The 20,145-nt window shown below is 70.3% G+C and carries 21 protein-coding genes; 13 read left to right on the top strand and 8 right to left on the bottom strand.

Going from position 1 to position 20,145, the window contains the following annotated elements; translation table 11 throughout:
• Nucleotides 1-24 precede the first annotated feature (24 nt).
• Genes OO69_RS12025 through OO69_RS12015 form a run of 3 tightly spaced genes read right to left on the bottom strand, consistent with a single transcriptional unit; the run spans nt 25 to nt 4,747 of the window.
• A complete protein-coding gene (locus tag OO69_RS12025; protein ID WP_033280495.1) occupies nt 25-1,542 on the bottom strand; it encodes a crotonobetainyl-CoA--carnitine CoA-transferase in 1,518 nt (505 codons plus the stop codon).
• The gene (locus tag OO69_RS12020) at nt 1,539-3,851 is read right to left on the bottom strand and encodes a CaiB/BaiF CoA-transferase family protein (RefSeq protein WP_033280494.1); all 2,313 of its coding nucleotides are present in this window, start codon (nt 3,849-3,851) and stop codon (nt 1,539-1,541) included. The genes OO69_RS12025 and OO69_RS12020 overlap by 4 nt, the downstream gene beginning before the upstream one ends.
• A 17-nt stretch (nt 3,852-3,868) precedes the next feature.
• Nucleotides 3,869-4,747 (bottom strand): alpha/beta fold hydrolase, encoded by an 879-nt coding sequence (locus OO69_RS12015; protein WP_199810929.1) that lies wholly within the window; start codon nt 4,745-4,747, stop codon nt 3,869-3,871.
• Between the two features lie 121 nt (nt 4,748-4,868).
• On the opposite strand from OO69_RS12015, the gene OO69_RS12010 reads away from it, so the two are divergent.
• Nucleotides 4,869-5,354 carry an FAS1-like dehydratase domain-containing protein gene (locus tag OO69_RS12010; protein ID WP_033280493.1) on the top strand — a complete coding sequence of 162 codons (486 nt, stop codon included), beginning with the start codon at nt 4,869-4,871 and terminating at the stop codon, nt 5,352-5,354.
• Complete coding sequence (locus OO69_RS12005; protein ID WP_033280492.1) at nt 5,351-5,767, top strand: acyl dehydratase; 417 nt, start codon at nt 5,351-5,353, stop codon at nt 5,765-5,767. Before OO69_RS12010 ends, OO69_RS12005 begins: the two co-directional genes overlap by 4 nt.
• Nucleotides 5,768-6,044: 277 nt before the next feature.
• Here OO69_RS12005 and OO69_RS12000 read toward each other — a convergent pair whose 3' ends face one another.
• On the bottom strand, nt 6,045-6,827 hold the full coding sequence (locus OO69_RS12000) for a hypothetical protein (protein WP_199810928.1): 783 nt from the start codon (nt 6,825-6,827) through the stop codon (nt 6,045-6,047).
• Nucleotides 6,828-6,977: 150 nt separating this feature from the next.
• Between OO69_RS12000 and OO69_RS11995 the strand changes: the two genes are divergently transcribed.
• Nucleotides 6,978-8,147 (top strand): sensor histidine kinase, encoded by a 1,170-nt coding sequence (locus OO69_RS11995; RefSeq protein WP_051800936.1) that lies wholly within the window; start codon nt 6,978-6,980, stop codon nt 8,145-8,147.
• Nucleotides 8,144-8,806, top strand: a complete 663-nt coding sequence (locus OO69_RS11990) for a response regulator (protein ID WP_033280491.1) — start codon at nt 8,144-8,146, stop codon at nt 8,804-8,806. The genes OO69_RS11995 and OO69_RS11990 overlap by 4 nt, the downstream gene beginning before the upstream one ends.
• Before the next feature lie 51 nt (nt 8,807-8,857).
• Here the strand turns inward: OO69_RS11990 and OO69_RS11985 are convergent, their stop codons facing one another.
• The 4 genes from OO69_RS11985 to OO69_RS11970 are packed head-to-tail and all read right to left on the bottom strand — an operon-like array spanning nt 8,858 to nt 12,475.
• On the bottom strand, nt 8,858-9,811 hold the full coding sequence (locus OO69_RS11985) for a quinone oxidoreductase family protein (RefSeq protein ID WP_051800935.1): 954 nt from the start codon (nt 9,809-9,811) through the stop codon (nt 8,858-8,860).
• Entirely contained in the window at nt 9,808-10,629 is an 822-nt protein-coding gene (locus OO69_RS11980; protein ID WP_033280490.1) for an ABC transporter permease, read from the bottom strand. Before OO69_RS11980 ends, OO69_RS11985 begins: the two co-directional genes overlap by 4 nt.
• The gene (locus OO69_RS11975; protein WP_199810927.1) at nt 10,626-11,471 is read right to left on the bottom strand and encodes an ABC transporter ATP-binding protein; all 846 of its coding nucleotides are present in this window, start codon (nt 11,469-11,471) and stop codon (nt 10,626-10,628) included. Before OO69_RS11975 ends, OO69_RS11980 begins: the two co-directional genes overlap by 4 nt.
• Entirely contained in the window at nt 11,468-12,475 is a 1,008-nt protein-coding gene (locus tag OO69_RS11970) for an ABC transporter substrate-binding protein (RefSeq protein ID WP_033280489.1), read from the bottom strand. Before OO69_RS11970 ends, OO69_RS11975 begins: the two co-directional genes overlap by 4 nt.
• A gap of 309 nt (nt 12,476-12,784) precedes the next feature.
• Here OO69_RS11970 and OO69_RS11965 point away from each other — a divergent pair, with 309 nt between their 5' ends.
• The 9 genes from OO69_RS11965 (at nt 12,785) to OO69_RS11930 (ending at nt 20,144) form a co-directional block, all read left to right on the top strand.
• Nucleotides 12,785-14,005 (top strand): Rieske 2Fe-2S domain-containing protein, encoded by a 1,221-nt coding sequence (locus OO69_RS11965; protein ID WP_033280488.1) that lies wholly within the window; start codon nt 12,785-12,787, stop codon nt 14,003-14,005.
• Complete coding sequence (locus tag OO69_RS53515; protein WP_019056058.1) at nt 14,002-14,124, top strand: hypothetical protein; 123 nt, start codon at nt 14,002-14,004, stop codon at nt 14,122-14,124. Before OO69_RS11965 ends, OO69_RS53515 begins: the two co-directional genes overlap by 4 nt.
• Nucleotides 14,121-15,461, top strand: a complete 1,341-nt coding sequence (locus OO69_RS11960; protein WP_033280487.1) for a M20 family metallopeptidase — start codon at nt 14,121-14,123, stop codon at nt 15,459-15,461. The genes OO69_RS53515 and OO69_RS11960 overlap by 4 nt, the downstream gene beginning before the upstream one ends.
• A complete protein-coding gene (locus tag OO69_RS11955; RefSeq protein ID WP_033280486.1) occupies nt 15,458-16,414 on the top strand; it encodes a catechol 1,2-dioxygenase in 957 nt (318 codons plus the stop codon). Before OO69_RS11960 ends, OO69_RS11955 begins: the two co-directional genes overlap by 4 nt.
• Before the next feature lie 7 nt (nt 16,415-16,421).
• Nucleotides 16,422-17,297: an alpha/beta fold hydrolase gene (locus OO69_RS11950; RefSeq protein WP_033280485.1), complete on the top strand. Its 876-nt coding sequence runs from the start codon at nt 16,422-16,424 to the stop codon at nt 17,295-17,297.
• A 37-nt stretch (nt 17,298-17,334) separates the two neighbouring features.
• The gene (locus tag OO69_RS11945; protein WP_033280484.1) at nt 17,335-18,156 is read left to right on the top strand and encodes an IclR family transcriptional regulator; all 822 of its coding nucleotides are present in this window, start codon (nt 17,335-17,337) and stop codon (nt 18,154-18,156) included.
• Nucleotides 18,153-18,674 (top strand): FAS1-like dehydratase domain-containing protein, encoded by a 522-nt coding sequence (locus OO69_RS11940; protein WP_033280483.1) that lies wholly within the window; start codon nt 18,153-18,155, stop codon nt 18,672-18,674. Before OO69_RS11945 ends, OO69_RS11940 begins: the two co-directional genes overlap by 4 nt.
• A complete protein-coding gene (locus OO69_RS11935) occupies nt 18,671-19,063 on the top strand; it encodes a MaoC/PaaZ C-terminal domain-containing protein (RefSeq protein WP_051800934.1) in 393 nt (130 codons plus the stop codon). The genes OO69_RS11940 and OO69_RS11935 overlap by 4 nt, the downstream gene beginning before the upstream one ends.
• Nucleotides 19,064-19,130: 67 nt before the next feature.
• Nucleotides 19,131-20,144, top strand: a complete 1,014-nt coding sequence (locus OO69_RS11930) for an NAD(P)/FAD-dependent oxidoreductase (RefSeq protein WP_033280482.1) — start codon at nt 19,131-19,133, stop codon at nt 20,142-20,144.
• Nucleotide 20,145: the final 1 nt, after the last annotated feature.

Below are 20,145 nucleotides of genomic sequence, written 5' to 3'. Positions count from 1 at the left end.
GAGTGATTCAAGAAAACAAACGGTTCAAGTTTGATGTCGTCCCGGGGTGGACGGTGTGGAGCGGTCCCACGTGGTGGCCGTGACCCCACGTTCGCGTAGTACGCCCTTGCGAACCTTGCCGGTCTCGGTGAGCGGGAGCTCACGGACGGTGTCGATGTAGCGGGGCACCGCGAACGGCGGCAGTTCGTGCGCACAGTGCCGTACGAGGTCCAGCGGGTCCAGCACCTGCCCCGGCCCGGGCACCACCGCGACCATGACCTCGTCCTCGGCCAGCTCCGAGGGCACCGGGAAGGCCGCCGCGTCGGCGACCGCCGGGTGCGAGCGGACGACGGACTCCACCTCCTGCGAGGACACGTTCTCGCCCCGCCGCCGGATCACGTCCTTGATCCGGTCGACGAACCGGAACCACCCGTCGGCATCACGGACCACCCGGTCACCGGTGCGCCGCCAGGCAGTGGGACCTGGCTCGGGCTCCCCCAAGTACCCGGTACAGAAGGCGAATTCATGCGCGCTACGGACCACCAGCTCGCCGGCGACACCGTCCGCGACGGGGTCGAGCAGGTCGTCGACCACGCGCGCGGAGAAGCCGTCGCGCACGGTACCGACGTAACCGGGCCGCTGCTCCTCGGGCGTCGACCCGATGACGAGGTTCGTCTCCGTCGACCCGAACCCGTCGACCAACGTGACCCCGAACCGCTCCCGAAACGGCTCCCACGCCGAGCCGGGAGTGGCGGGGGAAAGCCCGCGCCACACCCGATGCGCACGGTCGGCGGCGCTCGGCGGCTGGGCCAGCAGCATCGGCACCATCGCGCCCAGCAGATACACGGCGGTCGCCCCGGCCTCCGCCACCCGCTCCCAGTACCGCGTGGCGGAGAACCGCTCACCGATCACACAGCTCGCCCCCACGGCCATCGCGTGCGCGAGGGTGTTCAGCGCGTTGGTGTGGAACAGCGGCAGACAGGTGAACAGCACGTCGTCGGCAGCGAGTTGGAGCGAGCCGGAGACGTTGCGGCCCCACCAGACGGTCTGCGCGTGCGGGCACCGGACACCGCGCGCCGCACCCGTGGTCCCCGAGGTGAACAACACGAACGCGGTGTCGTCCGGGCGCACTTGGGCCGAGGGCAGGGCGGGGGCCAAGCCCGGCGCCGGTACGCCGTCCCCGCCGACGATCCACAACTCCCCCTGAAAACCGGCCGCTACGACCCGTTCCGCCAACTCCTCCTCCACCAGCAGGAATTGCGGTTCCGCCGCCCGCAGCACCTGCCGAAGTCCACCGCCCCGCAGACCGGTGTTGAGCGGGATCAGCACCGCACCCAGCCAGGCGCAGCCGAGGACGAGGTCGACGACCTCGATGCGGTTGTCGGCCATGACGGCGACACGGTCGCCCGGCCGACACCCCCGCTCGGCGAGCGCTCCGGCCATCGTGGCGGCGGCCGTACGGGTCTCCGCGTACGTCCGTGCCACGTCCCCCACCCGCAGGAAGGGCCGTTCGCCGAACTCCCCGGCCGCCACGTCGAGGAGGCCGGGGATGGTGTCGGTCACCGCAGGACTCCGGCCTCCCGGAGCCGCTGGACGCGCTCCGTCGAGAACCCCGCCACCTCGCTGAGTACGGCGTCGGTGTCGGCGCCGAGTACGGGCGCGGCCGCGCGGATCCCGCCGGGTGTGCGGGTGAGGCGGATCGGGACGCCCTCGTGGAGGAAGGCGCCCGCGACCGGGTGTTCCTTGCGGACATAGAAGCCCCGGGCCCTCAACTGCGGGTCGTGCTCGACGAGTTCACGCCCGTCCTGCACTGCTCCGGCCGGGACGCCGCGGGCCTGGAGCTCCTCGGCGGCGACATCGGCAGGGAGCGTACGGGTCCACTCCCCCAGCGCGGAGTCGACGAGGGCTGTCGAGCAACGCCGGGCCTCCGCCGTGAACGTCCGTTCGTCCGTGGCGAGTTCGGGTCGGCCGATCACCTCGCACAGCGCAGCCCACTCGGAGTCGTCGCGCACGCTGACCGCCAGCCAGCGGTCGGCGCCGAGGCAGCGGTAGACGCCCTGCGGGCTCCAGCTCGGGTGGGTGTTGCCGCTCGGTGTCACCGCCGGGCCGCCGAGGAGGCTGGTGCCCATGTGGGCTGCTGTCGCCTCCAGTTGGGAGAGGTCGATGTGCTGTCCGCGTCCGGTGACGGCTCGGTGCTCCAGTGCGGCGACCGTGGCGAGGGCGGCCTGCAGTCCCGCGACGATGTCGCCGTGGCCGTAGATCACGCCGACCACGTCGTCCGGGCCCCAGCCGGTCAGTCCGGTCAGGCCCGCGCTCGCCGAGACCGTGTCGGCGTACGAGACCCAGCCGTTGCGCGGGCCGGTGTGCCCCATGCCCGACATGCTGACGTACACGAGGTCCGGGTTGATCCGGGTCAACTCCTCGTAGCCGAGGCCGAGTTTGCGCATGACGGTGGAGCTGAAGTTCTCCACGAGGACGTCGGCGTGGGCGATGAGTTCGCGGAGGACCGCGACGCCTTCGTCGGTGCGGGTGTCGAGGGCGATGCTGCGTTTGTTGCGGTTGACCTCGTTGAAGTAGCCGTTGGTGTTCGGGTCCGTGTGGGGGCCGCGGGAGAGGTGCATGAACGGGGCGAAGCGGGTGGGGTCGGGGCGGCCCATGGACTCGACCTTGATGACGTCGGCGCCGTGGTCGGCCAGGACCTTGGTGCAGTACGGGCCGGCGAGGACCCAGGTCAGGTCGAGGACGCGGATGCCGTGCAGGGCGGGGGCCTTGGTGTTCACGACCGCAGGGGTGGGTCCCGGGCGGCGTTCCGCGAGCATCTGCTGGTCCGCGCCCAGCGCGGGGACGTCCAACTCCCGTACCCGGTGGCCTTCCGGGAACGCGAAGGGGAAGCCCAGGTCGGTCCGCTCGCCCTCCGGTGTGCGGACCCGGGTGAAGAAGTCGCGGGCCGTGAGCTGCGGGTTGTCGGGGAGTTCGTGGGGCAGGTCGACTGCGGCCCAGGGCAGTTTCCTCGCCTGGGCCCGTTCCGCGAACTCGGCCTTCGGCCACATGCCCACGAAGTCCTGGACGACCTTGAACACATGCTCCTGGTGCTTCTTGCGTTCGACCGGGTCCTGCCAGCGCGGTTCCGTGAGGTCGGCCGCCGCGTTCTCCTCGCGCAGCCAGTCGAGCAGCGCGTCCCACATGCGCGGGCTGCCGCCGAGCCCACCGCCCAGGTAACCGTCGGCGGACCTGAACAGGCCGTGCGGGACGAGGGGATGGACGCTGCCGGGGCGTGGCGGAACCCGGTCCTCGTGCAGATAGGCGAGGGTTCCGGCCTCCAGCGCGGCCGCGACGCACGCCTGCGCGGAGACGTCGACCAGCTGCCCCGTGCCGGTGCGACGCGCGCGGAGGCCGAGCAGGGCGGCGATCGCCGCGTTGACACCGGCGAGTTGCTCGGCCTGCTGCTCCGGGAGCCGTAGCGGCGGGCCGTCGGGGTCGCCGACCTGGGCGAGCATTCCGCCGAGCGCGGCCACCACGAGGTCGGTGCCCTGCCAGTCGGTGCGGGGGCCGAGCAGCCCGAAGGGGGTGACGCGGACGTGCACGAGACCGTCGAGGCCGGTCACGATCTCCTCGGCCCCGCCCGGACTCCCGTCGAGCAGCACGTCGGCGGTGGCGAGGAGAGCACGCAGCTCTTCGGGCGAGGCGGGCACGACCGACCGCTTCCCCGCGTGCCAGTGGACGAACGCGTCGCCGCCGAGTTCGCGTCGGGTCGCGTCGCCTTCCGGCGGTTCGACGAGCACGACCTCGTACCCGAGCCCGACCAGCAGGCGGCCGGCGAACCGGGTGAAGGGGCTGGACAGTTCGACGACCCTCGCGACGGACCCGCTCATGTCTCCTCCCCGGAGAGTCAGTTGTACTGCTGGTTCAGGAAGCCGGTGACGACGCTGTGGTAGTCGTACGGCCGTTCCTCCTGCGGATGGTGGGAGGCCTCGCTCATCACGTGCAGGCTGCCCTTGGGGATCATGCGGGCCAGCATCAGTGGGTAGTCCGGGGTCAGGAACGCGTCCTGCATGCCCCACAGGAACAGCGTCGGCGCGGCGATCAGACCGAGTTCGGCGGTGAGGTCCTGCCAGTCGCCGCGCGGGTTGTCTGAGGCACCGGCGAGCGCGGTCTCCTCGGGGTCGAGGCTCTGCTCGTAGCGCAGGGTCACGGTGCCGTCGGGGATGGCGTCCGGGTCGAACCACTCCAGGCGGGCAATGAGTTCACGCATCTTCTGCCACGAGGGGCCGGTGCCGCCGTAGTAGACATCACGGGCGTTGCGGCCACGGCGGCCGCCCTCCGGCAGGGGCGCGAGCGGGCCGTAGAAGACGGGCATACTGCCGGTGATGACCAACGACCGTACGCGCTCGGGGTACTTGGCGGCGAGGTTGAGCGCGATGGTGCCGCCCCAGGAGTTGCAGACGAAGTCGGCGCGGTCGATGCCGAGTTCGTCGAGGAGGGCGACGGTCTTCGCCGCGTGGTAGTCCCACATGGGGCCCTCGATGACGGGCTTGGCGGACTTGCCGTACTGGAGGATGTCGACGAGCAGGCACCGGCGGTCCGCCGCGAACAGCCGTGCCACCTGGCCGAAGTCCGACCAGCCGGTGCATCCGGGGCCCCCGCCGTGCAGGAAGACCGTGGGGCTGACCGTGGGGCCGCCCTCCCCCAGCTCGACGTAGTGGTACTTGACGCCGTCCGCTTCCGCGTAGGTGCCCTCCGGGGGCGCCTGGATGTCCATGAGGTCCATGTCCCGATGGTGGGACGGCGGCGATCTCCGCCCAAGCGGAACGGTCCGCTGAGCGGGCCGGTTCCGTGGCGGCCGGGGGTGGACCGTCCTTACCGTCCGGGCACCGGAGGGGAGGCAACTCATGATCAGGAGCGCCGCGTTGGAGCTGGTCGAGGAGCGGGCCCGGGCTTCGTTGGGGAGGTGGGAGCGTCGGTCGTTGGGTGTCGTACGGGCCGAGGACGCGGCGGAGTTCGCGCGGGCGGCCGGGGAGCGCGCACCGCATCTCGTCGATCCCGCTCGCGCCGACTTCGCCGTCCACCCCATGTACGTGGTGAGTCTGCTGCGCGGGGCACCCGGCGCCGACGCGGCGGAGTTCCGGCCGGACGGCATGTACCGCGACGAGGTCCCCGGGACGGACGGGCTCGACGTCCGGCTGATGGCGGGCGGGCAGGACGTGCGGTGGGTCGGCGAGGTGCGCGCGGGTGACCTCGTCGAGCTGCGGCGCGCGCTGACTGCCGTGGAACGCAAGGGAGTTGGCGAGGGCTTCCTTCTCCTCACGGTGGAGAAGGTCTACGGCGCGGTACGGGGCACGTTGATCGAAGTCACAGAGAGGTTCATCGTCCGATGACAGGCCGTCAGACACGCCAAGTCGTCGTGGGGCAGGCCGTGTTGCCCGTCGAGCTGACACCCGACGCGGTCGGTCTGCTGCGGTTCGGGGCCGTCACCCGCAATGCCCATCGCATCCACTATGACGCCGAGTTCGCGCGGTCGGAGGGGCTGGCGGGGGCGGTCGTCATGGCTCAGCTGCATGGGTGTCTGTTTCACCGTGCCGCCGTGGAGTTCGCGGGTGTGGGTGGAGAGGTGCGAGAGGTGGGGTGGCGGAACCGGGCGCCGGCGTATGTCGGGGATCGGCTGGTGGTGACGGGCACGGTGCGGTCCGTGGACGCGGTCAGCGGTGTGGTCACTCTGGATCTGGTCGAACGCTGCGGTGCCGGTGACGTGGTGTGTTGCCGGGGGCGTGCCGTGGTGGTCCCCGGGTGAGGTGAAACCCTTCCCCGGTAGAGGGGGCACAGTCACAATGGACGGCCGGTGACGGCGGATCCGAGCCCCGGGAGGTGCCGTATGCCGTCCAGTCCTGCGCCTCGGCGGAAGGCCGACCGTGGCCAGCGCGTGTGCCCACGCGCGGTCCCGCACCGGCTGCGTCCACAGCACCGCCAGCGCCCAACTCATTTACCCGGGACCGGAATTCACCGTCCTGGGCCGGACGGCCGCAGCGCCGGTCGGGCAGTCGAGGCCCTGCGGTCCGCGGTCCGGTCGGTCAATTCCTGAACGTTTCCTGAACGCCTTCCACGCTGTTCGAGGGTGCCGCTTTCGGGGGATCGGACCGGCGGTGTCGTGATGCGATCACCGTGATGACTCCAGCGAGGAGAATCCCGAGGACCAGGCTGATCGGTCCCGTACCCAATTGCAGTCCGTCCCCATAAGGGGCGGGTACGGAAAGCCAGTCCGCGACGGAGGCGCCCAGGGGACGGGTGATGGTGTAGGCGAACCAGAATGCCAGGACTTCGTTGAGACGGAACCAGCGATAGCCGGCTGCCGGGATCAGGATGATTCCGAGGAAGACGAAGGACGAGGCCAAAGTACCGAGTCCCAGGGTCACGGCCGCGAAATCACCCGCGGCCGTTCCCAGCGCGAAGGTGCACAGGACGGTCAGCCAGTAGAACAGCTCCCGCAGACGGTTGTCGATGCTGTGCACGTCCAGGGTGCGCTGTGTCGCGTACCAGGCGGCGAAGACGCCGATCTGGACGGCCACCAGCATCAGCGTGGAAGCGTAGAGCGGCATCCCCAGGTCCTTGTTCAGGAAGTCCGCCGACATCGTTCCGAATATGCTCACCGCGGTCACCGCGAGCCAGTAGACCCACGGGATGTATTTCGTGGTGCCGATCTGCGCGGCCAGGCATACGAGGAGCAGGCCCAGCCCCATGAGCATGGCCGCGTGCTGCCCGATGTAGTCGTTGAAGAAGACGTAGTCCGAGAAGGACTCGCCGAATCCGGTGGTGCACAGTTTCGCGATCCAGAAGATGAGGGTGATCTCCGGCACTTTCATGGCCATGGTCGCTGGTCGAGTTCTCATGCCGCGACGCTAAAAGCAGCCCCGGGAGCGGCACATCCGACAATGGTGGCCACTTTCCGGCGGATGTAAGACCTTCGATTGATGCCGCCGGGACCGCCCTTCCGTACTGTCGGCGGGGTGAAGCACCTCCGACCGGCGCACCGACCGTCCCGGGACCGCCCGTCCCTGTCCCTCGTCCTGCTCCTCGGGCCGCCCGTCCTGTGCGCCGTCGCCGCGTCGCACGAGTTGCTCTACAACCGGTCCGGGGTGCTGGACTGGGTGCTGGCGGCCGCGGTGATCTGTCCCCTCCTGCTGCGCCGCCGGGCTCCGGTCGCCGTGTTCTGGTTCTGCTGGGCCGTGGCGATGGCGACCTGGGCGCTCGGCACGGTCTCGTTCTCCGAGTTCGCGGTGCTCGTCGCGCTCTACACCGTCGCCGCCCACCGCGGCCTGCGGCACTCGCTCGGCGCCGCGACGGCCGTCGAGTTCGGCGTCGTCCTGGTGGCCGTACGGTTCGCTCCGGCCGCGAGCGTCAACGACGCCTTCGTCATCCTCAGCGGACTGGCCGCGGCCGCGTTCTTCCTCGGCACCACCGTGCGCGCCCAGCACCGCTACCTCGCCTCCATCGAGGACCGTGCGCAGCGGCTGGAACAGGAACGCGCCCAGCAGGCGCAGCTCGCCGCGGCGGCCGAACGCACCCGGATCGCGCGGGAAATGCACGACATCGTCGCCCACGGTCTGGTGGTCGTCGTAGCCCTCTCCGAGGCAGCGGCGGCGACCACAGCGACCGATCCGGAGGGCGCCCGGGGGAAGATGCTCCTGGCCGCGTCGACCGGTCGGCAGTCCCTCGCGGGAATGCGTCGGCTGCTCGGCGTCCTGCGGGCCGAGGACGGTGGCGATCGTGCCCCGCAGCCCGACCTCGGCTCGCTCGAGGCCCTGGTGGACGAGACCCGCGGCACCGGCCTGGACGTCCGGCTGACCGAGACCGGCGACTGCACGACCCTGAGCGCGGAGGCGCAGACGACGCTCTACCGGATCCTCCAGGAGTCACTCACGAACGTCGTCAAGCACGCCCGGGACGCATCCCGGGTGGATGTCGTCCTGCTCCGCGACGGTGACCTGGTCGGCTTCAGCGTCACCGATGACGGCAAGACGTCCCCCGGGACCGACGCCGGGGCGGAAGGCAGGGCCGGCAACGGGCTGACCGGGATACGAGAACGGGTCGCGATGTTCGACGGTGATCTCCGGGCGGGGCCCACCCCGTCCGGATGGGTCGTGTCGGGCGAACTGAAGCTGGGAGAACCGCGATGACGATCTCGGTCCTCCTCGCCGACGACCAGGCACTCGTCCGCATGGCCTTCCGCAGCCTCCTCGACACGATGCCGGACATCACCGTCCTCGGCGAAGCCGCCGACGGTCAGGAGGCGGTCGACCTCGCGCGGCGCACGCTGCCGGACGTGGTGCTCATGGACGTACGCATGCCGGTCATGGACGGCATCGAGGCAACCCGGCGCATCACCGCCTCGACAGCCTCACGCGTTCTGATCCTCACCACCTTCGACCTCGACGAATACGCCTTCGAAGGCCTCCGCGCGGGAGCCTGCGGATTCCTCCTCAAGGACGTCGTCCCGACCGTGCTGCGGGCGGCGATCCGGTCCGTGGCCTCCGGCGACGCCGTCCTCACCCCGCGCATCACCCGAGGTCTCGTCGACCGCTTCGCCCAGATCGCCCCGTGGCCCCACGCGGACGACGCCGGCGCGCTCTTCGCCCGGCTGACACCCCGCGAGAAAGACGTGTTCCACCTCATCGCCGCCGGCCTGTCGAACGCCGAGATCGCGGAGCACCTCTTCCTCACCGAGGCCACCGTCAAGACCCACATCACCCGCATCCTCACCAAACTGCGGCTCCGCGACCGGGTGCAGGTCGTGATCTTCGCGTACGAACATCAGCTGCGCCCGCATGGCGAGTAGCGGGGGCGGGGTCCGGGCGGGCGGCGTCCTCGTCGGCGTTCGTCCGGCATGTCACACCAGTTCCAGCACCACCTTCCCCACCGCCTCCCCGCTTCGCAGCCGCTCTGCAGCCTCGGCGAACGCGTCGATGCCATGCCTCTCGATCTCCAACGTCAGCTCCCCGGACCGCAGTTCCGCCAACAGCCCCTCCGCATCGGCCGCGACCTCCTTGCCCCGCGTCATCAGGTTCACCGGCAGCAGGGACACGTCAGCGAGCAAGAAGTCCGCGAGGTCTACGGTGAGTTCGCGTCCGGCGGTGTAGCCGACAAGCGCGACCCGGCCGCGCGGGCGGACTAGCGGGAGCGCGTCGCGCAGGACCGGGCCGCCTACCGTGTCGACGACCACGTCGACCGGGCCGCCCACGGATTCGGCGGACAGGTCGGAGGCCAGGACGGACTTCGCGGGGGCCGGGACGTGGGCGAGCTTGGCCGGGCGTCCGACGACCCCGATCACCTCGGCCCCGGCCCGCGCGGCGACCTGCACCGTCATCGCTCCGACCGCGCCCGCCGCGCCGGTCACCAACACCCGCTCCCCCGGCTGGACTTGCGCGACGGCGTGCACCGCCGCCCACGCCGTACCCACCGGCGAGAACCAACTGCACGCCAGCGCAGGGTCCGTGCCCTCCTCTACGGCCTCCACGGCGGCGTCCGGCACCAGGGCGTGCTCCGCCCAGCAGCCGTCGCGGCGCAGGCCGAGGGCCTTGCCGCCGAGCCGGACCAGGGTGCCCTCGGGGTGGGTGTCCGAGGCGAGGACGACCCCGCATCCCGTGGTGCCCGGTACGGCCGGCAGGTCGGGGAGGATACCGAACTTGCCGTCCACGACGTTCAGATCGAGGTGACCGACCTGGGCCGCCCGCATCCGTACGAGGGTGTGGCCGGGGCGGGGCTCCGGCACCGGGCGCTCCACCAGGCGGGGCAGTGCGCCGAAGCTCTCCAGGACCAGAGCGCGGGACTTGGCGGTCGTCACAACTTCACTCCGTATCGACGCAGAACGCGGGACGCGACGATCCGCAGGACGCGGTCGAAGACGAACCCGAGGATTCCCAGGGTGATGATCCCGACGAAGACCCAGTCGATCCGGCCGTAGTTGCGGGAGGTCCAGATCAGCGAGCCGAGTCCGACCTGGGAGGCGACGATCTCGGCGGAGACGATGGTCAGGAAGCTGTTGCCCATGGCGAGGCGGGCGCCGGTGACGATGTGCGGCACGGTCGAGGGCAGCACGATGCTCTGGAGGATCTGGCGGCGGTTGGCGCCCAGGTTCCGGGCCGCGCGCAGCTTGGACTCGCTCACCGCCATGACACCGGCGCTGGTGTTGACCGTGACGATGAAGACGGCCGTGTAGAAGATCAGGACGACCTTCGACGACTCACCGATGCCGAGCCACACCACCGCCAGGGTCACGAAGGCGACCGGCGGGATGAAGCGGAAGAACTCGATGTAGGGCTCGAGGAGTTGGCGTACGACCGGGACCTGTCCGACGAGCAGGCCCACCGGTGCGCCGACGAGGACGCCGAGTCCCCAGCCGATCAGGATGCGGCGGCTGGAGGCGATGATCGAGTTGGTGAGCGTGCCGTCCGACGCCAACTGCCGTGCCGCGCTGAGGGTTTCGCTCGGGGAGGCGACCAGCGAGGAGCCGTAGGCCATCGCCAGCAGTTGCCAGACGGCGAGGCCGACGAGGACGGACAGGGTGTACATGCCGAGTGCGCGCAGGCGGCCCGCGGTCGCCCGGGCCGGGTGTTTCCTGGTCTCCGCGCTTCCGGGGGCGGTGGCCGTCGCGACGGTCATCGGGCGTCCTCCTCGGTGTCGGGTGACGGGGCGTCGAGCCCCTGGTCGCGCAGGGACTTGCGGACCTCTTCGCCGATGTCCGCGCGGAGTTGGCGGCGGAGTTCGACGGCGGCCGGGTCATCCTCGTCGCGCGGCCTGGGGAGGTCGACGGGGTAGACGGACTTCACGGAGGCCGCCGGGCCCGCGGTCATGACGGCGATGCGGTCGGCCAGCAGGATCGCCTCGTCGATGTCGTGGGTGACGAAGACGACGGTGCAGCCGGACGCGCGCCAGATGCGGTCGGTCTCCTCCTGCATGACCTGACGGGTCTGCGCGTCGAGTGCGCCGAAGGGTTCGTCCATCAGGACCACGCCGGGTTCGTTCGCCAACACCCGGGCGATCTGCACGCGTTGGCGCATACCGCCGCTGAGCTGGCCCGGGAAGCGGTCCGCGCAGTGTCGTAGACCGACCAGGCCGAGGTATTCGTCGGCCAGTTTCGTCTGTTCGGCGCGTGAGGCGCCTCGCATGCGCGGGCCGAACGCCACGTTCTGACGGACCGTCATCCAGTCGAAGAGGGCCTCGCTGCTCTGGAAGACCATGCCCAACTCCGGGTCGGGGCCGGTGATCCGGGCTCCGCCGACGCTGAGGCTGCCCTCGTCCACGGTCACGAAGCCGGCCATCGCCGACAGCAGCGTGGACTTGCCGCAGCCGCTCGGGCCGAGCAGGCACAGGAACTCACCGGCGGCTATGTCGAGGGAGATGTCCCGGACGGCCTGGAAGGAGTCGAAGCGGATGCCGACGCCGTCCGCGCACAGAGCGGCGCCACGGACCTTGGGCAGGGCGGTGTCGACGACCTCCGTCATGACGTTCCCTTCAAGTGCTGGGTGAACCAACCGCGTTGGACGGCCGTCGTGACGTCCGGCTGGGCCTTGACCTTGCCGGTGTCGACGAAGAACTTGGCCGTGTCCGCGTATCCCTTGAGGTCCGTGTCGGTGAAGTCGCGGGTCCCGAAGTCGATTTCCTTGATGGCGGTCAGGGTCTGGGCGGCCGGGACCTTCACGGCCTTCTCGGTCGCCTCGGCAGCGGCCTTCGGGTCGCTCTCGGTGAGCCGGGCCGCCTCCTGAAGGGTCTCGGCGACCTTGGTGGCGGTGTCCGGGTTGGCCTTGAGCCAGGCCGCGCTGGTGAGCAGCCACTGGGAGTAACTCAGGCCGTACGCACCGGTGTTCTCCAGGATGTGCCCGCCCTGCGCGACGCCCTTGGTGGGCCAGGGTTCCCACAGGACGTACGCGTCGACGTCGCCCTTCTGCATCAGGGCCGGTATCTCGGGCGGGTCCGCGGTGACGAACTTGACCGACTTCGGGTCGATGTTCTTCGACTCCAGGAACCGGGTGGCCGCGAGCTCGGACAGCCCGGGCGCCACGGCCATCTTCCGTATCTGCGAAGGGGACTTGACCTTTGGGCCGAGGACGACCTTGAGGTACTTGCCGGACTGCTCGTAGACCAACAGGGAGCGCAGGTCCGGGTCTTGGGGCAGCATGCTGATCGTGGTGGTGTCGGAGTTGCCGGACATCTGGACCTGGCCGACGACGAGGTTGTTGACGCCCTCGCTGCCCTGCCCGAACTGGACCAGCTGGACGTTCACTCCGTGCTTGGCCCAGAGGCCTTTCGCGTCGGCGAGGAAGAAGGGCGCGTACGAGGCGTCGATGCCGACGCCGATGCGGATGGTGGGGCCCGCGGCGTTCTTGCCGGAGCCGGAGCCCGCGGCCGAGTCGGTGGTGCCCGCGCCGCACGCGGTGAGCGTGAGGAGTGCGACGGCGAGGACGGTGGGGCCTGCGAGGGGGTGGCGTGTCGTGGACCGTGTCTCCATGAGTACCTCAGAGGTCGATGGGAGACCGCCGGCTTCGGCTGGTCGGTGGGGGGGCGGCACGGGATCTGGCGCACCGTAGAACGTGGGGTGTCGCCCGCGCATCGACGAGGGTCCGCTGACCGGGACGCGCAGGTGAGCCCTGGTCCCCGACCCTGTCCGCGCAGAAGTGTGACAGAAGTGCCGAAAGTGTCACACTTCCGCCGCCACCCCTGGGTACGGTCTGCTCAGCGGGACGGGTCCCTTGGGCGGATCCGGCGGTCCGTCGCATGCTCGCCGGACAGGCATCCCGGCAGCAGGAGGACGCGCACGATGACGGTCGACGACTCTCCCGACACCCAGCCACCGGTCCGGAGCCGCCGCAGACCAACGGGTGAGCCCGGCCGCCAGGACTGGAAGTCGTGGCCGCACTACGACGCGGCGGGCGCGGGCTTCCGCGGCTACTGGTACCCGGTCACGTGGTCCAGCCAGATCACGGCCGATCCGCTCCCGTTCACGATCTGCGGCGAGAAGATCACGCTGATCCGCGACGGCGGCACAGCCTACGCGCTGCACAACCGCTGCCCGCACCGCGGCGTCCCGCTCTCCGAGGGCGACCAGCAGTTCCCGGGCACGATCAGCTGCCCGTACCACGGCTGGACCTTCGACCTGCCCACCGGCAAGCTCGCCGCGGTCATCACCGACGGCCCCGGCTGCCGCCTCACCGGCAAGGTCTCGGTGCGGACATACCCGGTCGAGGAGCGCCTCGGCATGGTGTGGGTGTACATCCCGCTCGCCGACGAGGAACCGCACTCCATCGACTCGCAGTTGCCCGAGGAACTCGTCGAGAACGCCTTCGTGATGGGCGGCCGGATCGACCCGCGCAGCGGCAACTGGCGCTTCGCCTGCGAGAACGGCTTCGACGAGGGACACGCCAAGTACCTGCACCGCACGGCACTTTGGCGCCTGTTCAAGCCGATGCCGACCTGGAACATCACCCGCGTCGTCCCCAAGGGCCGCTGGATCTACCGCGTCCAGGACGAGGTCTACTGGGAGGCGGACTTCCCCGGCGTCGGCCGCTGGACCAACAAACGCTGGTGGAAGACCCGGCCGCCGAAGGAGACCTTCAACATCGGCAACACGGGCAAGCCGGACAAGGTCAACCCGACGATCGAGGCCCAGGAGTTCCCCGGCTTCGCGTCCCTGTCGATGCCCGGCGTGCTGCGCATCGCGTACCCGAACTTCATCCACTACGAGTTCTACGTCCCCGTCGACGAGGACAACCACCGCTATGTCGGCGTGATGGTCAACTTCACCGAGGGCTGGGACACCCTGCGTTTCTACGCCAAGTACCTCGGTGCGATCCGGTGGTTGTTCCACGGCCAGTTCTCCGGCCAGGACGCTTGGATGGTCGACATCACCGACGCGCCCCCGGAGAAGCTCTACCGCCCCGACATCTCGCTGACCGCCTGGCGGAACCTCAGCGAGGAGGAGTACGGCAAGAAGCTCGCCGGTACCGACACCGGCGCCGTTTCCGACGAGAAGAAGGCATGACCATGGGCCGCACCCTGCTCACTCTGCTGATCGGAGCCGGTATCGCCCTCGGGCTCCCGCTCGCCAAGAAGCGCTTCGAGCGCACGACCATGACCCAGGTCCACAGGATCAACCAATGAGCCCCGCAGACGAGTTGGCCGGTCTCGACGCCAAACGACGCGGCTGGGTCGAGGACGCCTGGCGGCAGGTCACCGGCGACCGGCTGCGTGAGCTGATCACCGGGCTCGTCGACATCCCGAGCCCCACCGGCGACGAGCGCCCCCTCGCCGAGCACATCGCCGCGACCCTCACGGCCGCCAGCTGCCGTGGCCAGGTCCAGCCGCTGGACGCCCGGCAGGCCAACGCCTGGGCCCGGCTCTCCGGCGACGGCACCGGCCCCGACCTCATGCTCTACGCGCCCATCGACACCCTGACGGTGGGCGAGGAGAGCGAGGATCTCCCGTGGATCGGGCCGGAGTTGCGGGACGACATGCGTCCGCGGGCCACGGTCCACGACGACCTCGTCGTCGGCCTCGGCGCCTCCAACCCGAAGGGCCACGCGGCCTGCGTGATGATGGCCGCCGAGGCGATCGCCCTGGCCGGCGTCCCCCTCACCGGCGACCTGGTCGCGGCGTTCGGCGCGGGCGGCATGCCCACCAACGCCCGCCCCGGCTCCACCCGCCTCAACACCGGCCAGGGCGCGGGCTGTTCGTTCCTCCTGGAACAGGGCGTCCGGACCGACTACGCCCTCATCGCCAAGCCCGGCTGGACGGTCTCCTGGGACGAGGTCGGCCTGGTCTGGTTCGAGGTCACGGTCCACGGCACGCACACCTACGTCGGCTCCCGCCACCGCCTCCCCTACGACAACGCCGTCGCCCGCGCCGGCGAGGTCGCCCGGCACCTGGAGGAGTGGTTCGTCGAGTACGCCGACCGGCACACGAGCGGCACGGTCGCGCCGCAGGGCATCGTCTCCTCGATACAGGGCGGTTGGCCCCGGATGGCGGCGGTGACACCGGCGTCCTGCACCCTCATGGTGGACCTGCGTATCGCTCCGGAGACGACCCCGATGCAGGCCAAGCGGGAGTTCCTCGCAGCGATCGACACCCTCTGCGAGAAGAACCCGGGCATCGACGTCTCCGCCGACATGGTCCTGTCCATCCCCGGTACCCGCACCGACCCCGACAGCTGGATCTGCCGTAGCGCGACGGCCAGTTGGGCCGCGTCCGAGGGGCGCGAACACGAGGTGATCCGGGGCAACAGCGGTGCCACCGACGCCAACATCCTGCGCGGACGCGGCATCCCGACCGTGCGGGTCGGCATGCCGAAGGTCACGGACTCGCTGTTCGACATCGACTTCGCGCGGGGCATGAACACCGTCTCCGTCCGGGCGATGGAGAAGCTCACGCGCCATCTGATCCGCACGGCGGTCGACACCGTCACGCGCTCCCGCGCCGAGGTCGAAGGGACAGCAGCATGACCGAGATCGTCCTGGGCGTGGGCGCCTCGCACAGCACGCTGATGAACACCCACTGGGAGGAGACCTTCCACAAGGACCGGGCGGAGCGGTTTCGCGACGCGCTCGCACAGGCCCGGGAGGCACTGCTCGCGGCCCGTCCCGACACGGTGATCCTGGTCGGCTCCAACCACTTCCGGGGCTTCTGGCTGGACCTGATCCCGAGCTTCACGATCGGGGTCGGCGAGTGCGTCGCCAGCGGCGAGTCGGGCACCCCGAAGGGCGCGCAGCCGGTGGACGTCCCACTGGCCCGGCACATCGCCAACTCCCTTGTGGAGAGCGGCGGTTTCGACCCCGCGTTCTCGGCCAGGCTCCAGATCGACCACGGCCAGTCGCACGCCATCCAGTACCTCTTCGAGGGCCTGGACGTGGAGATCGTGCCGATCGTCGTGAACGTCTTCGCCCCGCCCCTGCCCACCCTCACCCGCTGCGAGGAGCTGGGCCGCGCGATCCGGGACGCCGTCCTCGCCTTCCCCGGCGACCGTCGTGTCGCGGTGGTCGGCTCGGGCGGGCTCTCACATCGGCTGCCCTGGCCGGACTGGCGTGAACCGCACGGCGACGACGAGGAGTTCATGGTCGGCGCCTGGCTGAACGGCCGGGAGAACTGGCAGGACTACGACGTCCGGCGCCGCGAGATCATCCGCGCCGCCGAGGCCGCACTCAACCCGGAATTCGACGACGAGTTCCTGTCCCTCGTGGAGCAGGGCGAGATCCGTCGGCTCACGGCGTACAGCACCGAGGAGTTGGAGAAGGTCGCCGGCAACGGGGCACAGGAGCTGCGCACTTGGCTGCTGATGTCGGCCGTGCTCGACCACGTGCCCGGCCGCCGGCTGGCGTACGAACCGATGCCCGAGTGGCTCACCGGGATGGGCGTAGCCGTCCTCGACCCCCAACAGGCCCCCGCCGAAAGGCAGTAAGGAAGTCATGAGCATCTGGACCGAACTCTCGGGCATCGACTACCGCCACGCGTACGTCGAGACCGGCGATGTCACCACCCGCGCCCTCCAGGCCGGCCCCGAGGACGGCGAGCACGTCGTGTTCCTGCACGGCACGACCGGTCACCTGGAGGCGTTCGTCCGCAACATCCCGGCGCACGCCGAGGCCGGCTACCGCTGCCACGCCATCGACATGCTCGGCCACGGCTACACCGGCAAGCCCGACCGTCCCGGTGAAATCCCGGCGTACGTGGACCACTTGATGGCCTACCTCGATGCCGTGGGTGCCGAACGCGCCCACCTGGTCGGCGAGTCGCTGGGCGGCTGGGTCGGATCCTGGGCGGCGAGCGAGTACCCGGACCGGGTCTCCTCCCTCCAACTCCTGTGCATGGGCGGCACGAAGATCAACCCGGCGGTGATGGAACGGCTGAAGACCTCGACACGCGCCGCCGCCATGGAGCCGGAGATCTCATACACCCGCGACCGGCTGGCGCTGCTGTGGGCCGAGTGGGACGAGGACCTGGGCGAGGAGCTGACCCAGGTGCGCTACGAGATCTACCACCACCCCGACTTCCAGCGGAACCTGCACAACCTGCTGGCCCTCCAGGAGGTCGAGGCCCGCGAGCGGAATCTGCTGCGCCCCGACCGCATGGCGCGGATCAAGGCGCCGACGCTGGTGGTGTGGGGCAACAAGAACCCGCTCGGGGACGTACCGGAGGCCGAGGCGATCGCGGCCGCGATCCCGGGAGCACGGCTGGAGATCTTCACAGAATGCGGACATTGGCCGCAACATGAGAAGGCCACCCTGTACAACCCCCTGAGTCTCGCGTTCCTCGCAGAGTCGTCGCCCGCCCACCGACAGTGAGATTCCCGTCGTAACCGTTGACCGTGAGGTGCCCGCCATGACCGTCGTCCCAATCGCCCGCGCCGCGGCCTACACTCCCCCGCCTCCCGTCACCGCGGCCTCCGCGTCCGCGTCTCCCGACTCGATGAACTCCGTCCTCGGCAAGGTGCGGCCCATCCTGGAGGCGTTCACCGTCGACGACGAGTCGCTCTCCCTCGCGGATCTCGTGCGCCGTACGGGGGTCGCCAAGGCCACGGTGCACCGGCTCTGCCAGGAGCTGGTCGTCTGGGGACTGCTGGAGCGGGCGGGGTGCGACTACCGGCTCGGGCTGCGGCTGTTCGAGATCGGTCAGCGGGTGCACCGGCAGCGGATCCTGCGCGAGGTGGCGCAGCCGTACATGGAGGATCTGCTCCTCGCGACGCAGGAGACGATCCACTTCGCGATCCACGACGGCCTCGATGTCGTCTATCTGGAGAAGATCCTGCCGCACCGGGGCCTGAGCGAGGAGTCCCGGGTGGCGGGGCGGCTCCCGCTCTACTGCACGGCCACCGGCAAGGCGATCCTGGCCTTCTCCCCCGCCACGCTGTTCGGGGAGGTGGTCAGAAACGGGCTGAAACCGTTCACCCGGCACACGATCACCTCTCCCGGGCGGCTGCGCGGTCAGGTGGAGCGCATCCGGGAGGAGGGCATCGCGACCGAGGCGGAGGAGGTCAGACTCGGCTACATGAGCATGGCCGTGCCCGTCTTCGGCCGCCAGAACACCCTCGCCGGCGCCCTGTCGATCACCGCCCCGACCTACCGCGTGGACGCCGCCGCACACGCCAGCGCGCTGCGCATCGCGGGTCTGGGCATCGGCAGGTCGCTGCGGTCGGCCCTGTGAACGCCCTGGACGAGGTGCTCACCCGGGCCCGAAGTCTCGTCGGCCGGTGGGAGGACGAGGACTGCGGCACGGTCACCGTCAAGGACTTCTGCCGCTACGCCGCCGCGCTGAACGACGCCGACTACATCGACCGGGCTCGCAAACGGGAGGCAACGGGCGAGCCGGTCGAGGCTCCCGCCCTGTTCCTCGCGGCCACGATGAGCTGGGAAGACGGCCCGCCCGAACGGGAGTTGAGGCCCGACGGACTGGCCACCCGCGAGTCACCGTGTACCGCCGGCCTGCCGGTCCGCCAGGTGCACGGCGGCCAGACCGTACGGCTGCTCAGGACCCCGCTCGCAGGCAGCCGTGTCACCGCCTCCCGCGCGGTCACCTCCGCCGAACGCAAGCAGGGCCGCTCCGGCGCCTTCGTGCTGCTCGGCCTCACCACCCGCTTCACCTCGGCGGACGGCACCGAACTGACCGCCGTCGACGAGACGATCGTCGTGATGGAAGCACTCGACTCCCCCGGAGCCGCATGAACCCGCCCGTCGCCGGTGACATCTGCCCGCCGCAGCGGTACACGCACAGCACGGTCCAGCTCTTCCGCTTCAGCGCCGTGTCGTGGAACTCCCATCGCATCCACTACGACGCCGGGTTCGCGGCCTCTGAGGGCTTCCCGGACGTCGTCGTCCAGTCCACGCTGCACGGCGAGACCCTCACCCGGTACGCGTTGGCGTGGGCCGGGCCGAACTCCCGCCTGGAGAAGGTGAGTTGGCGCAACCGTACGACCGCCGTGGCCGATGAACCCCTCACCTGGACCGGGACCGTGCAGGCGGTGGAGGGCGCCCGGGTGTCCCTGGAGGTCGCCGTCCTCAAGGCCGACGGCTCTCCGTGCGTGACGGGAACGGTCCAACTCGCCCTCGTCTGATCCCCCGTCCCGGCAGCCGGACCGGTTCCATTGGGCGCCGAGCAGTCCGTTCCTACGCTCCTGAACCATGAGCGTTCCTATAGATGCGCCGGTCCAGTCACCGGTGATCGAGACCGACATCCTGATCATCGGCGCCGGCCCGTCCGGCCTCTACGGCGCCTACTACGCCGGCTTCCGCGGACTGAGCGTCACCGTCCTGGACGTCCTGCCGCAGTGCGGGGGCCAGATCAGCGCGATGTACCCGGAGAAGCCCATCTTCGACATCGCCGGATTCCCGTCGGTGCGGGGACGCGACCTCGTCGACAACCTGGTCGCGCAGGCCGCGCCGTACGGCGTCCGGTATCTCCTTGGAGAGCGGGCGGTCGACCTGGCCCACGACCGCGAGGGCCGTCCCGTCGTCCGTACCGACACGGGAACCGCCGTGCGGGCGGGGGCAGTTGTCATCACGGGCGGGGTGGGCACGTTCACGCCCCGGGCGCTGCCGGCGGGCGAGGGTTATCTCGGGCGCGGGCAGGTGTACTTCGTGCCGGACCCGGCCGAGCACGCCGGTCATGACGTGGTCGTGGTCGGCGGCGGGGACAGTGCCTTCGACTGGGCGGCGCTGCTCGCCCCGATCGCCCGGTCCGTCACCCTCGTCCATCGCAGCGCGCGCTTCCGGGCGCACGCGGCGAGCGTGGAGAAGGTGCGCGCGCTCGGCATCGAGATCATCACCGACTCCGAAGTAAGCGCGCTGCACGGCGAGTTGGGCGTCGAGAAGGTAGAAGTGCGGCACCGGGTCGAGAGGACCGTCCGGCTGCTGCCCGCCCGTACCGTCGTCGCCGCGCTCGGTTTCATCGCCGATCTCGGACCGCTCCAGACCTGGGGGCTCGAACTCCAGGCGCGGCGGATCGCCGTAGACACGCGGATGGCCACGAATCTGCCCCGCGTGTTCGCCGCAGGCGACATCACCGACTACCCCGGCAAGGTGCGGCTGATCTCCGTCGGCTTCGGCGAGGCCGCCACCGCCGTGAACAACGCGGCCACCGTCATCGACCCCGAGGCCGCGCTGTTCCCCGGCCATTCCACCGAGAAGGAGAACTAGT

It is taken from the genome of Streptomyces sp. NRRL F-525 (assembly GCF_000716605.1).
In the GTDB taxonomy this organism is placed as follows: Bacteria; Actinomycetota; Actinomycetes; order Streptomycetales; family Streptomycetaceae; genus Streptomyces.
Note: the sequence above shows the minus strand (reverse complement) of the source record. Positions and strands in the feature narration are given on the sequence as shown.

Bases quoted from the DNA above. Each gene is read 5' to 3' on its own strand.
- OO69_RS11935 (WP_051800934.1), top strand. From the start codon at position 18,671: ATGAACCCGCCCGTCGCCGGTGACATCTGCCCGCCGCAGCGGTACACG.
- OO69_RS11950 (WP_033280485.1), top strand. From the start codon at position 16,422: ATGAGCATCTGGACCGAACTCTCGGGCATCGACTACCGCCACGCGTAC.
- OO69_RS11990 (WP_033280491.1), top strand. From the start codon at position 8,144: ATGACGATCTCGGTCCTCCTCGCCGACGACCAGGCACTCGTCCGCATG.
- OO69_RS12015 (WP_199810929.1), bottom strand. From the start codon at position 4,747: ATGGACCTCATGGACATCCAGGCGCCCCCGGAGGGCACCTACGCGGAA.
- OO69_RS11930 (WP_033280482.1), top strand. From the start codon at position 19,131: ATGAGCGTTCCTATAGATGCGCCGGTCCAGTCACCGGTGATCGAGACC.
- OO69_RS12020 (WP_033280494.1), bottom strand. From the start codon at position 3,851: ATGAGCGGGTCCGTCGCGAGGGTCGTCGAACTGTCCAGCCCCTTCACC.
- OO69_RS11965 (WP_033280488.1), top strand. From the start codon at position 12,785: ATGACGGTCGACGACTCTCCCGACACCCAGCCACCGGTCCGGAGCCGC.
- OO69_RS11980 (WP_033280490.1), bottom strand. From the start codon at position 10,629: ATGACCGTCGCGACGGCCACCGCCCCCGGAAGCGCGGAGACCAGGAAA.
- OO69_RS11970 (WP_033280489.1), bottom strand. From the start codon at position 12,475: ATGGAGACACGGTCCACGACACGCCACCCCCTCGCAGGCCCCACCGTC.
- OO69_RS53515 (WP_019056058.1), top strand. From the start codon at position 14,002: ATGACCATGGGCCGCACCCTGCTCACTCTGCTGATCGGAGCCGGTATC.
- OO69_RS11955 (WP_033280486.1), top strand. From the start codon at position 15,458: ATGACCGAGATCGTCCTGGGCGTGGGCGCCTCGCACAGCACGCTGATG.
- OO69_RS11945 (WP_033280484.1), top strand. From the start codon at position 17,335: ATGACCGTCGTCCCAATCGCCCGCGCCGCGGCCTACACTCCCCCGCCT.
- OO69_RS12005 (WP_033280492.1), top strand. From the start codon at position 5,351: ATGACAGGCCGTCAGACACGCCAAGTCGTCGTGGGGCAGGCCGTGTTG.
- OO69_RS11975 (WP_199810927.1), bottom strand. From the start codon at position 11,471: ATGACGGAGGTCGTCGACACCGCCCTGCCCAAGGTCCGTGGCGCCGCT.
- OO69_RS11960 (WP_033280487.1), top strand. From the start codon at position 14,121: ATGAGCCCCGCAGACGAGTTGGCCGGTCTCGACGCCAAACGACGCGGC.
- OO69_RS12010 (WP_033280493.1), top strand. From the start codon at position 4,869: ATGATCAGGAGCGCCGCGTTGGAGCTGGTCGAGGAGCGGGCCCGGGCT.